We start from the raw sequence: 13,588 nt of genomic DNA on the forward strand, positions 1-13,588 counted from the left end.
GCTCCGGCCGTCAGCTCAGGCGGCCTGCGCCAGCGTCGCGCGCTGCGCCTCGTAGGCGTAGGCGATCCAGGGCATCAGGGCCTCAAGGTCGGACGCCTCGACCGTCGCGCCGGCCCAGATGCGAAGGCCCGGAGGGGCGTCGCGGTAGGCACCGATGTCGAGGGCGACGCCCTCCTTCTCCAGCTTCGAGGCGACACCCTTGGCAAAGGCGTCCTGCTCGTCCTTGGACAGGCCGGTGATCTCGGGCGCCGTAAACTGGAGGCAGACCGAGGTGTTGGAGCGAATCTCGGCGGTCTTGGCGAGGAAGCCGATCCAGTCGTTGGCCGACACGAACCGGTCGATCACGCCCAGATTCTTGTCGGCGCGCGCCTTCAGAGCCTCGAGACCGCCGATCGACTTCGCCCACTGGAGCGCATCGAGATAGTCCTCGACGCAGAGCATCGACGGCGTGTTGATGGTCTCGCCCTTGAAGATGCCCTCGATCAGCTTGCCGCCCGAGGTGAGGCGGAAGATCTTCGGCAGCGGCCAGGCCGGCTTGTAGGTGGTGAGACGCTCGACGGCGCGGGGGCTGAGGATCAGGACGCCGTGCGCGCCCTCGCCGCCCAGCACCTTCTGCCAGGAGAAGGTGACCACATCGAGCTTGTCGTAGGGCAGGTCCTGCGCGAAGGCCGCCGAGGTGGCGTCGCAGATCGTCAGGCCCTCGCGATCGGCGGGGATCGCATCGCCGTTCGGCACGCGTACGCCCGAGGTCGTGCCGTTCCAGGTGAACACCACGTCGTGGTCGAAATCGATCTCGGCGAAATCCACGATCTCGCCATAAGGAGCTTCGAGGACGCGCGCGTCGGCGAGCTTCAGCTGCTTGACCGCATCCGTCACCCAGCCGGAGCCGAAGCTCTCCCAGGCGACCATGTCGACCGGGCGCGCGCCGAGCAGCGACCACATGGCCATCTCGACCGCGCCGGTATCGGACGCCGGCACGATGCCGATTCGGTAGTCGGCGGGAACGCCGAGTACGGCGCGGGTGTCGTCGATCGCCTGCGCGAGCTTGGTCTTGCCGATCTTGGCGCGGTGCGAGCGGCCGAGCGGCGCATCGCCGAGCGCATCCAGCGTCCAGCCGGGACGCTTGGCACAAGGACCAGAGGAAAAACGGGGATTGGCCGGACGAGCGGCCGGCGGTGCGATAGTCGCCATCAAAAGCTATCCTTACAGATAGAAGCGCCTCGTTGGGGAGGCGTGTCCCAAGTCTGCGGATATGCCCGTCCTGGCCGACGGTCAAGTGACAATCGGGCGACGTTCATGCGACGCTCACGCGTAATCTATGAAACGCAGGTCCTTCCCGAGCGATTTCTTCCCCATCGACAAACGGAACGGAGGATCACCATGGCGGCTGGAAGAAGCCTGGAGCGTCAGGTTCTGGACAAGGACGAACTCGATCTCGTCGCGAAGACGCATCACCCGGCCATCCGCGAACTGGAACAGGCCGATCTCGACGCCCTCACCCGGCGGCTGCGCGAGAGACGCGACCGAGCCCAGGCGATCGCCCATCGCCGACGGGGCGCCGCGCGTCGGGGCCAGGGACCGGGGGAGCCGGAGAATTCCGGCGTGCGGCAGAAGGCCGGCGTGCTGGCCGAGGCCCTGTCGCGCGTGAACAAGGAGCGCACGCGCCGCGAGCACGAGGGTGCGGCGGAGGCCCTGCAGGCGAACGCCCGCCGGGCCCTCAAGCTGAAGCGCGCCAACGCCTGGCGCAGCGCACGCCGGCCCGGCGCCGGTCGCACCGCGCGTGACGGCATGACGCCGGTGGAAAGCGGGAAGGCCCGGCGCATCGGCAGTCCGATGGAAGCGGGACGCGTCTCGCAGTTCGTGCGCGACGCCCAGGCCGCGCGCGACAACCGCGGCTGATCGCGCCGCGCTCTACCAGAGCTTGAAGCGAAGGCCGGCGCGGATCGTGTGCCGGTCGAAGCCGTCGTCCTCGGCCACAAGCCGGGCGCCGGACGCGGCATCGAAGCGGTAGGCGTCGCCGTCCTGAACGTTGAGGTAGCGATAGCCGGTGTCGATCGAGAGGTTGTCTGTGACGTCGTAGGAGACGCCGGCCGACACCGCGTAGGCGAAGCGCCAGGAGGCATCGCCATCGTAGGCGGCCGACGATCCGGCGACGGAACATGCCGCCGCGCCGGTGCAGATCACGGTGCCCGCGACGTCGCCGTAGTCGACATGGACCGCGCCGAGGCCGGCACCGACGTAAGGGGTGAAGCCCGCCACCGTGCCAAGATCGACATAGGCGTTGCCCATCACCTCGAGCGCCCGGATCGACCCGCCCTCGCGCGAAGCGCAGGAGCGGTCGAAGCCGCAGAACCAGCCGGCGCCGTTTCCGCCCGAGACATCCTGCTTCCAGGAGTCCACCGTCGCGTCGAAGCGCAGCCAGTCGCTCGCCTTGTAGCCGATGCCGCCGCCGACGCCGAAGCCGTCGTCGAGGCGCCAGTCGCCCATACGGTTCGTCGCGGTGCCGCCCGTGCCGACGAGGGACTGCGTGCCGCCGAAGGTCGTGTCGAATCCGTAGGTCGCATCGGCGCGTAGATAGAGGCCGGTTTCGGCGACGGGAATGGCGATCTCGGGCGCGGCGAGAATGTCGATATCGGCCGCAACCGCGGGTGTCGCGAGCGTCAGGAGGCTTGCGGCAAGGAGATGACGGGCGACGGACATGGCGAGGCTTCCTGCTGGGCGGACCGGCAAGCCCATCGGCGGCACGTGCCCCGGAGCTTCCGTCCGCACCATCGCCGCCAAAGCGTTAATCCGCGGTTAACCATGTCGCTTAACCTTTGCCGAACCTTTCGCCCTCCCCGCCGGCCCGGCCGAACGCAAGAAGGGCCGCCCCGGAGGGCGGCCCTTCTCGTCGTGTTGATGGCGGGTCGGATCAGAAGAAGCTGTAGCGCAGACCGGCGCGGATCGTGTGGATGTCGAAGCCGTCGTCGCGCGTCTGGACGCCCTTCGCACCATACTGCTTGTCGGCGCTGTCGAACGACCAGGCGTCGCCTTCCCAGACCTTGGTGAAGCGGTAGCCGATGTCGAGCGCGAGCTGGCTCGTCAGGTCGACGCTGGCGCCGGCCATCAGCGCGGTCGCCAGGCGCCAGTCGTCGAGGCCCTCGTGGGTGCCGGAATAGGGCGTGTAGCTCGGGCTGCAGGGCGGGCAGACCTCGTTCGACTTCACGTCGTCGTACTTGACGTAGGCCGTGCCGACGCCGGCGCCGAGGTAGGGCGTGACGACGCCGAAGCTCGGCAGGTCGACATAGGCGTTCGCCATGATCGTCCAGACGTCGGCCTTCGAGCGGTCGTTGTAGTTGCACTCCTCGAAGGGCCCGAGGCCGTGCGCCGGATCGGTGATGATCATCAGCGGGCACTTGGTCTTGCCGTTCACGTCGGAGCGGAAGTAGTCGACCGTCGCGTCCATGCGGAACGTGTCGGTGAAGCGGTAGCCGGCACCGACGCCGAAGGTCGCCGCGTCCGACAGGCGCAGGTCGTCGTAGCGGTAATGGTCGTCGATGCCCTCGACGCCCGGGAAGATGTTGTAGAAGGCCCACTTGCCTTCGGTGTCGGACTTGAAGTTGTAGCCGACGTCGCCGCGAATGTACCAACCGCTGAACGGGATCTCCTCGACGACCGGGATCGGCTCGATGATATCGGCCGCCTGGGCGAGGGTGGGAAGAAGAGCGGCAGAGGCCAGAAGGCCAAGCGCGAGCCGTAGCATATCATTGTCTCCAGATTGAACGACAGTCGCGGCTTGGGTTCCGCAATGATCGCAAATCTAAAGATTAATGATTAATAGAGCGTTTACCGTGCCGGAACCTGTCCGGCACGGGTGCTTAGGTGCCGAACGACCGCGTTCAGGCGGCTTCCCGCTTCAGCGCGCCGATGATGTCGTCAACCACTTCGTTGACGAGCGTCGGGTCGTCGCCTTCCGCCATGACGCGGATCAGGGGCTCGGTCCCGGACGGGCGGATGACGAGGCGCCCGCCCTCGCCGAGACGGTCGCGGCCGGCGTTGATCGCCGTCTGGACGCGCTCCTTCTCGAGCGGCGCGCCGCCGGCAAAGCGCACGTTCTTCAGGACCTGCGGAACCGGCGTGAACTTGCGGCAGACCTCGGACACCGTGCCGCCGGCCGCGCGAACCACCGCCAGCACCTGCAGCGCCGACACGAGCCCGTCGCCGGTCGTGCCGAAGTCCGAGAGGACGATGTGGCCGGACTGCTCGCCGCCGACATTGTAGCCGTGCTCGCGCATGTGCTCGACCACATAGCGGTCGCCGACCTTGGTGCGCGCGAGCTGGATCTGGCGATCGTTGAGATAGCGTTCGAGGCCGAGGTTCGACATGATCGTCGCGACGATACCGCCGGCGGCGAGCCGGCCGTCCTGCGCCCACGCCTCGCCGATGACGGCCATAATCTGGTCGCCGTCCACCACCTCGCCGTGCTCGTCGACGATCAGCACCCGGTCCGCGTCGCCGTCGAGCGCGATGCCGATGTCGGCGCGCACCTCGCGTACCTTCGCCTTGAGGGCGGCCGGGCTCGTCGATCCGCAGTTCAGGTTGATGTTGGTGCCGTTCGGATCGACGCCGATCTTCACGACCTCGGCGCCGAGTTCCCAGAGGACGTCGGGCGCCACGCGATAGGCCGCGCCGTTGGCGCAGTCGATGGCCACGCGTACGCCGTCGAGCGACAGGTCGCGCGGGAGCGTGCGCTTGGCGAACTCGACATAACGGTCGCGGCCGCCGTCGTCGTAGCGCTTGGCACGGCCGAGATGGGCGCCGACCGAAAGGCGCGGGGTGAGGTCCTCGTCGATCAGCCGGTTGATCTCGGCTTCCAGCTCGTCCGACAGCTTGTAGCCGTCGGGGCCGAAGAGCTTGATGCCGTTGTCCTCGAACGGATTGTGCGAGGCGGAGATCATCACGCCGATGTCGGCACGCATCGAGCGCGTCAGCATCGCGACGGCCGGCGTCGGCATCGGGCCGAGCATCAGGACGTCGACGCCGACGGCAGTGAAGCCGGCGCAAAGGGCAGGCTCCAGCATGTAGCCGGACAGGCGCGTGTCCTTGCCGATCACGACGCGGTGGCGGTAGTTGCCGCGCTTGAAGGCGAGACCCGCCGCCATGCCGACCTTCATCGCGATCTCGGGCGTCATCGGATGCCGGTTGGCGAGGCCGCGGATTCCGTCCGTCCCGAAATAGGATTTCGTCATGGCGTCTCGTCTCCGCTGGCAATCGGCTTGGGGGCTGTAAGCCCGCAAGCATGACGCCAAAAGTAAAAAAGAATGTCAGCAGGCAGATGAGAGCGGCCGGATCGTTATGCCAACCCCCACCTCGAAACGAAAAAGGCGGGCTTGAAAGCCCGCCTCTACTTGATCCGAAGGGGTAGTCCTCAGGCCGTCGGCTGAGGTTCCAGCCCGCCTTCCTTGTCGTCGCGCGGGCCGGACGGCTTGATCGAGCCGGCCTTGGGCACCGCCGAGCCGCGCGAGGGCGGCGTGTCGTCGCCCATGTCGCGGGCGAGCGTCTTGCCGGCGAGGAGATCGCGGACCTCGTCGCCCGACAGCGTCTCGAACTCGAGCAGGCCGTTGGCGATCGTGTGCAGGTCGTCGATGTGATCGCGCAGGACCTGACGCGCCCGGTTCTCGGCGACCTCGACGATGCCGCGGACCTCGGAATCGATAAGCTTGGCCGTCTCTTCCGACATGTTCTGCTGCTGCGAGACCGAGTGGCCGAGGAACACCTCTTCCTGGTTCTGGCGGTAGCGCAGTCGGCCGAGCTTGTCGCTCATGCCATATTCCATGACCATCGCGCGGGACATGTTGGTGGCCTGCTGGATGTCGTTGGAGGCACCGGTCGTGACATTGTCCAGACCGTAGATCAGCTCCTCGGCGGCCCGACCGCCGAAGATCATCGCAAGGCGGGCTTCCATCTCGATCTTGCGCATGCCGTAGCGGTCCCGCTCCGGCAGATTCATGGTGACGCCGAGCGCACGGCCGCGCGGGATGATCGTCACCTTGTGCAGGGGATCGTTGTGCGGAACGTAAAGGCCGACGAGCGCGTGGCCGGCCTCGTGGTAGGCGGTCAGCTTCTTCTCGTCCTCGGTCATGGCCATCGAGCGGCGCTCGGCGCCCATCATGACCTTGTCCTTGGCGTCCTCGAACTCGAGCATCGTGACGAGGCGCTTGGAGCGACGCGCCGCCATCAGAGCCGCCTCGTTCACGAGGTTCGCGAGATCGGCGCCCGAAAAGCCGGGCGTGCCGCGCGAGATCGTGCGCAGGTCGACATTGGGCGCAAGCGGCACGTTGCGCACATGCACCTTGAGGATCTTCTCGCGACCGCCGACGTCCGGATTGGGCACCATGACCTGACGGTCGAAGCGGCCGGGGCGCAGGAGGGCGGGGTCCAGGACGTCGGGACGGTTGGTCGCGGCGATGAGGATGATCCCCTCGTTCGCCTCGAAGCCGTCCATCTCGACGAGGAGCTGGTTCAACGTCTGCTCGCGCTCGTCGTTGCCCCCCCCGAGCCCCGCGCCGCGATGACGACCCACCGCGTCGATCTCGTCGATGAAGATGATGCAGGGCGCGTTCTTCTTGGCCTGCTCGAACATGTCGCGCACGCGGGATGCGCCGACGCCGACGAACATCTCGACGAAGTCCGAACCCGAGATGGTGAAGAAGGGCACGTTGGCCTCGCCCGCGACGGCGCGCGCCGTAAGCGTCTTGCCGGTGCCCGGAGGGCCGACGAGCAGCACGCCGCGCGGGATCTTGCCGCCGAGGCGCTGGAACTTCTGCGGCTCGCGCAGGAACTCGACGATCTCCTCGAGGTCCTGCTTGGCCTCGTCGACGCCGGCGACGTCCGCGAAAGTGACACGGCCGTGCGCTTCGGTGAGGAGCTTGGCCTTGGACTTGCCGAAGCCCATGGCCTTGCCGCCCGCCCCGCCCTGCATCTGGCGCATCAGGAAGATCCAGACGCCGAGGATGAGCAGGATCGGTCCGAACGACAGCAGCATCGACCAGATCGGATTGGTGTTGTCCGACGGCGGGCTGGCGTTGATCGTGACGTTCTTGCCCTCGAGACGGGACACGAGCTGGGGGTCGCCGGGCGAATAGGTCTGGAACGGGCTCGACCCGTCCGTATAGCTGCCGGAAATCCGCTGCCCCTGGATGGTCACCGAGCGCACGCGGCCCGAGTCGACGTCCGACAGGAACTGGGAATAGGGAACCTCCCGCGTGTTCGCGTTCTGCGAGCCGTTCGAAAACAGCTGGAACAGCGCGATGAGCAGAAGCGCGATGATCGCCCAGAGGGCGAAATTCCGGAAGTTCTGGTTCATTATCCGTCCTGGGATGAGGCCCCGATCCCCGATCCCCGAAGGGTGCGCGAACCTTGACACGTCATCGAAGATAGGTGGCCGCCAAATCCTTGCCAACAGCCTTCGCAGGATTTGCGGCATTTTGGGGTTCGGCGGTTAATCGATCCCCCGTCCCGCCCGGCAGATCGGCAGTGATGCGCCATGCGACACATGGTCTTGGCTCGAGGAGCGGCACGTGGGGAAACCGCTGGGCGAGCCGGGGATGGACTGCGCAAACGCGCCCCTCGCGGTCGAGGCCGACCGGGAGCGTGCGGATCGCGGGGCCGCCGAGGCCGAGGCGGCCGAGCGGCTCCAGGCGCACCGCGCCGGCTTCCCATGAACCCGAAATCGTGAACCGCCGATCGAACAGGATCCGCCCGTCGTTCGCGACTTCGACGCTCGGCGGGCCGATTCTGCCGTACTCGCGACGAACCGTCAGCCGCCCGCCCGCCGGCTCCACCCGGCTGCCACTGAGCGTCGCCGCGCGTCCGCCCCGAACCAAGGCTTCGCGCAGCCGCTCCACCGCGGCGCGCTCCGGGGGATGCAGCGCGCCGCCCGCCGCGGTCAGGATGCGAGGCCAGAGCGCCTCGTCGCCGGGCGCCGGCTCGAAGACGACGACGCCCACGTCGTCCACGCGAAGCCTTCCCTCCCCTCCAGCCCGCCGGATCGCCGCCGTGGTCACGGCATCCTCCGCGGTACGCAGTCCCGCTGCGCGAGCGATGGCAGCTCGAAGCTCGGCGGCTTGATGCCGGTCGCCGGCCAGTTCGGCACGCACACGGGCGCGCCGATAGTGCATGTCGGCGTTCGTCGGGTCCTCGACCGGCGACAGTCCGGCCCGCGCCACGGCCTCCACAAGCGCGCGCTTCGAGAGGTCGAGAAACGGACGGATGAGGACAAGTCCCGGCTCGAGGTCGCGCCAGGCGCGCATGCCGGCCAGCGCCGCACCGAGGGCGCCGCGCTCGCGCGCCAGGAGATGGGTCTCGATCTGGTCGTCGGCGTGGTGCGCCACGAGGATCGCATCGGCGCCCGTCCGGATCGCTTCCGTTCCCAAGAGGCCGTATCGCGCCTCGCGCGCGGCGGCCATCAGGTTGCCCCACGGCGTCTCGCTCGGTCGCCACACAAGGGTCCGGTGCGGCAGACCGAGATCACGGCAGACCGCTGCCACGAACCGCGCCTCGCCCGCCGCCTCCGCCCGCAGCCCGTGATCGACCGTCGCGACGGAGACGTCCAGCGGCAGCGCGGCGGCGGCGAGGAGCAGCGCGAGCGAATCCGGCCCGCCGGAGACGCCGAGGAGCAGCCGCCTCGCTGCAGGCCGTTCCAACGCAAAACGGCCGAGCGCGGTCTCGACCGCCTCGACCGTCTCGTCCGTCACCGCCGACGCGCCCGGATCAGGCGCAGCTGGCGGACTTCGTCTCGGTCTGCAGCTTGCGCTTCACGTTGGCGCTCATGTCGGGATAGCGCTTGCCGACCTCGGCATAGGTGACGCAGGCCGTCTCGCGATTGTTGAGGCGGGCGRGCGACATACCGAGCTTCAGCATCATCTCCGGCGCCTTGGCGCTCTTCGGAAACGCCTTCTGGGCGTTCAGGAACACCTCGGCGGCGTCGCGATACTTGTTCTGCGCATAGAGCGCCTCGCCGAGCCAGTACTGCGCGTCGGCCGCGTCCTGCGAACTCGGATAGGCCTGCGTATACTGGCGGAACGTGTTCTCGGCGAGCTGGTAGTCGCCCGCGAGCATGTAGTTGTAGYCGAGCGAATACATCTCGACAGGGCCGTTGGTCGCGATCGAGGCGACCTTGTTGGAGCCTGCGCTCGGCGGCGGCGTCGGCTCGTTGAGGCTGGTGTCGCCGCTACCGAGCAGCGCGCCGATCTCGTCGGCCTGCGGTGCGGCGGCGGGGGGCGCGACGCGGCTCGCATCGTTGACGCTCGGCGGCGCGGCGGAGGCCATGCGCTCGTTGCCGACGGGGGCGGGCGCCGCTTCGGTGCGGCGCTCGGCCGGCTTGGCGGCGGCGCCGGACCCCTTGCCCTCGAGATCCTGGAAGCGGAACTCGTTGTCCTCCTGCGTCTTGCGCAGCTGCTCCTGCAGCTGGAGCACGAGGAAGGACAGCTCCTCGACCTTGCCGGTCAGGCGCCGCATCTCCTCTTCCATCTGGGAGATGCGCACGCCGCCGTCGCCGACCTGCGCCATGAGGACGGGCGCCGGTGCGCGCGCCACGACCGGCGCGCGGTCGCCGCCGCCGCCGAGGCCGAACGGCAGGTCGAGCGCGGATGCGGGCCCCGCCAGCGCGGCGAGAACGAGAACGGAAACGGTTGCGAGCTTCATCATGGCCATGCGGGACATCCCCTCGGGATCGCTGGAGGCCCCTCGCCCGCAAGCTGTTCGAAGCCATTCGGGCGACGACCTGTCGACCCGTCAGCTTGGACCGGCGGAAGGCGTCCAAAGTTTGGCCGGTGCTAGCACAGACAAGGACGCCCTCACGCAAAACGGCCCCGAAGGGCCGTTTCGAAACGCTCGATGTTGCAGAAATGCCGCAGATCAGCTGCCGGCGCCGTTGAGCACCGTGACGGCGCGACGGTTCTGCGACCAGCAGGAGATGTCGTCGCAGACGGCCACTGGGCGCTCCTTGCCGTAGGAGATGGTGCGCATGCGATTCGGCGACACGCCCTGGCTGGCGAGGTAGTCGCGCGTGGCGGCGGCGCGGCGGGCGCCGAGCGCGAGGTTGTACTCGCGCGTGCCGCGCTCGTCGGCGTGGCCTTCAACCGTGATCGAGTAGTTGCGGTACTGGTTCAGCCACTGCGCCTGGCGGGCCAGCGTCTGCTGCGCGTCGGCGCGGATCGAGGTCGAGTCGGTGTCGAAGAAGATGCGGTCGCCGACGTTGACGGTGAAGTCCTGGCTGGTGCCCGGAGCGGCCGAGCCCGCGCCGCCGGCACCGCCGGCTCCACCGAGGCCGCCCGCGCCGCCGAGGCCGAGCCCGGCCGCGTTGTCCGGCAGTCCGTTGTTCTTCTTGGCGCAAGCCGAGAGCGCCAGCGCCGCGACCAGCGCGAGGGCGATACGACCATGGACCCCAGTAGCGATGCGGCGCATGGCCGTCTCCTTAACTCTGTGATTTCCGTATGGGCCCGTTTACCATGATCGCGGTTAACGAGTGGTCAACAGGCGATTGAAAGCGCTGGAGAATCCTACTCCAGCGCCGGCGACCAGGCGGGGTCCGACGCGTAGTTCGGCGTCGCAACCTTCTGCTCGTTCCGGCCAGTCAGGTCGATCGAGTAGAGCTGCGGACCGCCGCCCTGGTCGCGAAAGAACATGATCACGCGCCCGTTCGGGGCCCAGGTCGGACCCTCGGCATGGAACGACGAGGTGAGGATGCGCTCGCCCGACCCGTCCGGCTTCATCACGCCGATCTGGAACTGGCCGCCGGTCTGCTTGGTGAAGGCGATGAGGTCGCCGCGCGGGCTCCAGACCGGGGTGTTGTAGGTGCCCTGCCCGAAGGAGATGCGAGTCTGGCCCGAGCCGTCCGCGCCCATCACGTAGATCTGCGAACGTCCGCCGCGGTCGCTCTCGAACACGACCTTCGATCCGTCCGGCGAATAGGAGGGCGAGGTGTCGATCGCGTTGGTCGAGGTCAGGCGCGTCGTGGCGCGCGAGCGCAGGTCCATCGCGTAGATGTTGGAATTGCCGTCCTGCTGGAGGCTCATGATGACCTTCTGCCCGTCCGGCGAGAAGCGCGGCGAGAAGGTCATGCCGGGGAAGTTGCCGACGACCTCGCGCTGCCCGGTCTCGAGTTGCAGGAGATAGACGCGCGGATCACCTTGCCCAAAGGACATGTAGGTGATTTCCTGGCGGCTCGGCGAGAAGCGCGGGGTCAGCACGAGGTCGCCGCCCTGGCTGAGATAGCGCACGTTGGCGCCGTCCTGATCCATGATCGCGAGGCGCTTCTTGCGGTCGGTCTTGGCTCCGCTCTCGTCGACGAACACGACGCGCGTGTCGAAGTAGCCCTTCTCGCCGGTCAGGCGCTCGTAGATCGCGTCGGCGATGATGTGGGCGATGCGGCGCCAGTTGTCGGGGCTGGCGTAGAACTGCTGGCCGTCCAACTGCTGGCCGGCATAGGTGTCCCACAGGCGGAACTCGACGCGCAGGCGCCCGTCGGCCTCGGGCGTGACGCGTCCGGTCACGAGGGCCTGTGCGTTGATCACGGTCCAGTCCTGGAAGCGCGGCGTCGCGTCCGGCGTCACGTCCTTCTGGATGAAGGCGGCCGGGTTGATCGGGGCGAAGAGGCCGGACCGCTTGAGGTCGGCGGCGACCACCTCGATCAGCTTGGCGCCCAGCGCGTCGCGCGACTGGAAGTTGGGCAGGGCGATCGGCAGAGGCTGGACGTTGCCTTGCGTCACGTCGATCTCGACCGCCGCGTGCGCACCGGATGCCAGGGCGAGACCGGCGGTGGCCGTGGCGAGGGCAAGAGCCAAGGAGCGGATGAAGCGCGTCATGTGCGGGACCTTCCCGTTTGGGCATCGGGTTCGAAGCCGTCGATCGGGACGGCGACCCGGGCTTCGCATGAGAAAAGGACGAGGCGGCGGCAGCGCGCCGCCGCGAGAGGCGAAAGGGTCAGAACATCTGGCTCGGGTCGAAATTGACGGTGACCTGAGCCCAGGTGTCGTACTTCTCGGCCGGCAGGTTGTACGGCGCGCAGCGGCGCACGGCGCGCACCGCGGCCTCGCTCGCCACCCGCTCGGCCATCGACGAGCCGCCGCCGGAGAGGATCTCGGGCAAGCCCTCCAGCTCGCCCGTGGGCCCGAGCTGCATGGAGATCTTCACCCGGAAGTTGCCGGCTTCGACGCTCCCGGCCGGCGGGTTCCAGCAGCGCATGATCTGGCCGCGCAGCGCGTCCATCTCGCTCTGCGACAGCGAACCGCCGGTCTGGCGCGTGGCGCCGAGCGCCGCTTGTTGCGTCGAGCGCTTGGCGCCGCCGCCGGACGAATCCTGCTTGTTCAGGAGTGCGGCGATCTGGTCGGCGTCGAACTGCTTCTCGGTCGAGGTCTGGGTCGCCGGCTTCTTGGTGTCCTTCGGCTTTTCCTTCGACTTCGACGTGTCCTTCGCCGGTTCCTTGGCAGGCTCCTTCACCGGCTCGGCCTTCTTCGCCTCCGCGACCTTCACGGGCTCGGCGGGCTTGGGCTCGGGCGGCTTCGGCTTCACCTGCGGCAGGGGCACGTTGCGCGGGGGCGCGGGCGTCTGCGCCTCCGCCTTGGCGATCTCGGCGGCGAGTGGGTCGATCTCGGGCGCGACCTCGGCCGGCGTCGGCTCGGGCTTCTGTTCCGCGACCTCGGCCGGCGGCTCGGGCGGAGGCGTCGGCTCGGGCGGCGCGGGCTGCGGCGGCTCGGGGCGCGTCTGCGGGGTCACCGCCGGCGGCGGCGGCGGCGGGGGCGCTTCGGCGGTCGAGACGTTCTCGTGCGACGAGGGCTTGGGCGCCGGCGGCGTCTTGAGGTCGACTTCGTTGTCGCCGACGTTCTCGGCCGGCATCGGCAGCTTCTCGGGCGTCTTCGTCGGCGTCGGCGCGGACTTCTCGGCCTCGGGCGCGTCCTGTTCCCCGAGCGTCGCCTGGCTGACGTCGGTCACCAGCGTCACGGGCAGCGCTTCGCCGCCCATGTCGAGCTTTTCCGGTGTCCCGAAATGCCAAAGCCCCCAGGTGAGGATGGCCGTGTGCAGGATCGTGGAGGTGGCAAGGGGTTTCATCGGCCGCGCGTCAGCTTCCCGCGGTTTCCTGCGTGGTCACGAGACCGATGTTCTTGAAGCCCGCCGCCGAGATGCGCGACATGACCTTCATGACCGTGCCGTAGTCGGCGGAGCCGTCGGCGCGCAGGAAGATGCGCTCCTCGTAGCCCGCCTCGGCGATCGCCTTCAGCTGCTCGACGATGGCGTCGGGCGCGACCGGCGTTTCCTGCAGGAAAATCTCGCCGCCCTTCTGGACCGAGATGGTGATCGGCTGCTTGTCGGCCGACAGCGCCTTGGCGTTGGTCTTGGGCAGTTCGAGCGGCACGCCGACCGTCATCAGGGGCGCCGCCACCATGAAGATGATGAGGAGCACGAGCATGACGTCGACCATCGGCGTCATGTTGATCTCGGCCATGGGCGCCTTGCGCGCGCGACGCCCGCGGCGCGATCCGCCCCCAGACGAAGCTCCCGTCGACATGCCCATGGAAACGACCCCTCAAGTGGAATGGAACGAGCCGGC

12 protein-coding genes are annotated in these 13,588 nt (G+C 68.4%); 1 reads left to right on the forward strand and 11 read right to left on the reverse strand.

What is annotated here, in order from left to right:
* Nucleotides 1–15: 15 nt before the first annotated feature.
* Nucleotides 16–1,191 carry a phosphoserine transaminase gene (locus ASF65_RS09720; RefSeq protein WP_055888368.1) on the reverse strand — a complete coding sequence of 392 codons (1,176 nt, stop codon included), beginning with the start codon at nt 1,189–1,191 and terminating at the stop codon, nt 16–18.
* Nucleotides 1,192–1,380: 189 nt separating this feature from the next.
* Between ASF65_RS09720 and ASF65_RS09725 the strand changes: the two genes are divergently transcribed.
* Nucleotides 1,381–1,899 carry a hypothetical protein gene (locus tag ASF65_RS09725; RefSeq protein ID WP_055888370.1) on the forward strand — a complete coding sequence of 173 codons (519 nt, stop codon included), beginning with the start codon at nt 1,381–1,383 and terminating at the stop codon, nt 1,897–1,899.
* 12 nt (nt 1,900–1,911) lie between these two features.
* Here ASF65_RS09725 and ASF65_RS09730 read toward each other — a convergent pair whose 3' ends face one another.
* From ASF65_RS09730 to tolR, 10 genes are all read right to left on the reverse strand, one after another.
* Nucleotides 1,912–2,700: an outer membrane beta-barrel protein gene (locus ASF65_RS09730; RefSeq protein ID WP_055888373.1), complete on the reverse strand. Its 789-nt coding sequence runs from the start codon at nt 2,698–2,700 to the stop codon at nt 1,912–1,914.
* A gap of 211 nt (nt 2,701–2,911) precedes the next feature.
* A complete protein-coding gene (locus ASF65_RS09735; protein ID WP_055888375.1) occupies nt 2,912–3,742 on the reverse strand; it encodes an outer membrane beta-barrel protein in 831 nt (276 codons plus the stop codon).
* 136 nt (nt 3,743–3,878) lie between these two features.
* The gene (gene glmM, locus ASF65_RS09740; protein WP_055888377.1) at nt 3,879–5,228 is read right to left on the reverse strand and encodes a phosphoglucosamine mutase; all 1,350 of its coding nucleotides are present in this window, start codon (nt 5,226–5,228) and stop codon (nt 3,879–3,881) included.
* Nucleotides 5,229–5,407: 179 nt separating this feature from the next.
* Nucleotides 5,408–7,345 (reverse strand): ATP-dependent zinc metalloprotease FtsH, encoded by a 1,938-nt coding sequence (gene ftsH, locus ASF65_RS09745; RefSeq protein ID WP_055888379.1) that lies wholly within the window; start codon nt 7,343–7,345, stop codon nt 5,408–5,410.
* Nucleotides 7,346–7,406: 61 nt separating this feature from the next.
* The gene (gene tilS, locus ASF65_RS09750; RefSeq protein WP_055888381.1) at nt 7,407–8,735 is read right to left on the reverse strand and encodes a tRNA lysidine(34) synthetase TilS; all 1,329 of its coding nucleotides are present in this window, start codon (nt 8,733–8,735) and stop codon (nt 7,407–7,409) included.
* Nucleotides 8,736–8,751: 16 nt separating this feature from the next.
* Nucleotides 8,752–9,693, reverse strand: coding sequence for a tol-pal system protein YbgF (gene ybgF / locus ASF65_RS09755; RefSeq protein WP_055888383.1), 942 nt, complete (start codon nt 9,691–9,693; stop codon nt 8,752–8,754).
* A 204-nt stretch (nt 9,694–9,897) separates the two neighbouring features.
* Nucleotides 9,898–10,446 (reverse strand): peptidoglycan-associated lipoprotein Pal, encoded by a 549-nt coding sequence (pal, locus tag ASF65_RS09760; RefSeq protein WP_055888385.1) that lies wholly within the window; start codon nt 10,444–10,446, stop codon nt 9,898–9,900.
* Nucleotides 10,447–10,541: 95 nt separating this feature from the next.
* Complete coding sequence (tolB, locus tag ASF65_RS09765; RefSeq protein WP_055888387.1) at nt 10,542–11,846, reverse strand: Tol-Pal system beta propeller repeat protein TolB; 1,305 nt, start codon at nt 11,844–11,846, stop codon at nt 10,542–10,544.
* Between the two features lie 118 nt (nt 11,847–11,964).
* Nucleotides 11,965–13,089: a hypothetical protein gene (locus ASF65_RS09770; RefSeq protein WP_055888389.1), complete on the reverse strand. Its 1,125-nt coding sequence runs from the start codon at nt 13,087–13,089 to the stop codon at nt 11,965–11,967.
* Between the two features lie 10 nt (nt 13,090–13,099).
* Nucleotides 13,100–13,552 carry a protein TolR gene (gene tolR / locus ASF65_RS09775; protein ID WP_055888391.1) on the reverse strand — a complete coding sequence of 151 codons (453 nt, stop codon included), beginning with the start codon at nt 13,550–13,552 and terminating at the stop codon, nt 13,100–13,102.
* Nucleotides 13,553–13,588: the final 36 nt, after the last annotated feature.

It is taken from the genome of Aureimonas sp. Leaf324, assembly GCF_001423245.1.
GTDB lineage: Bacteria > Pseudomonadota > Alphaproteobacteria > Rhizobiales > Rhizobiaceae > Aureimonas.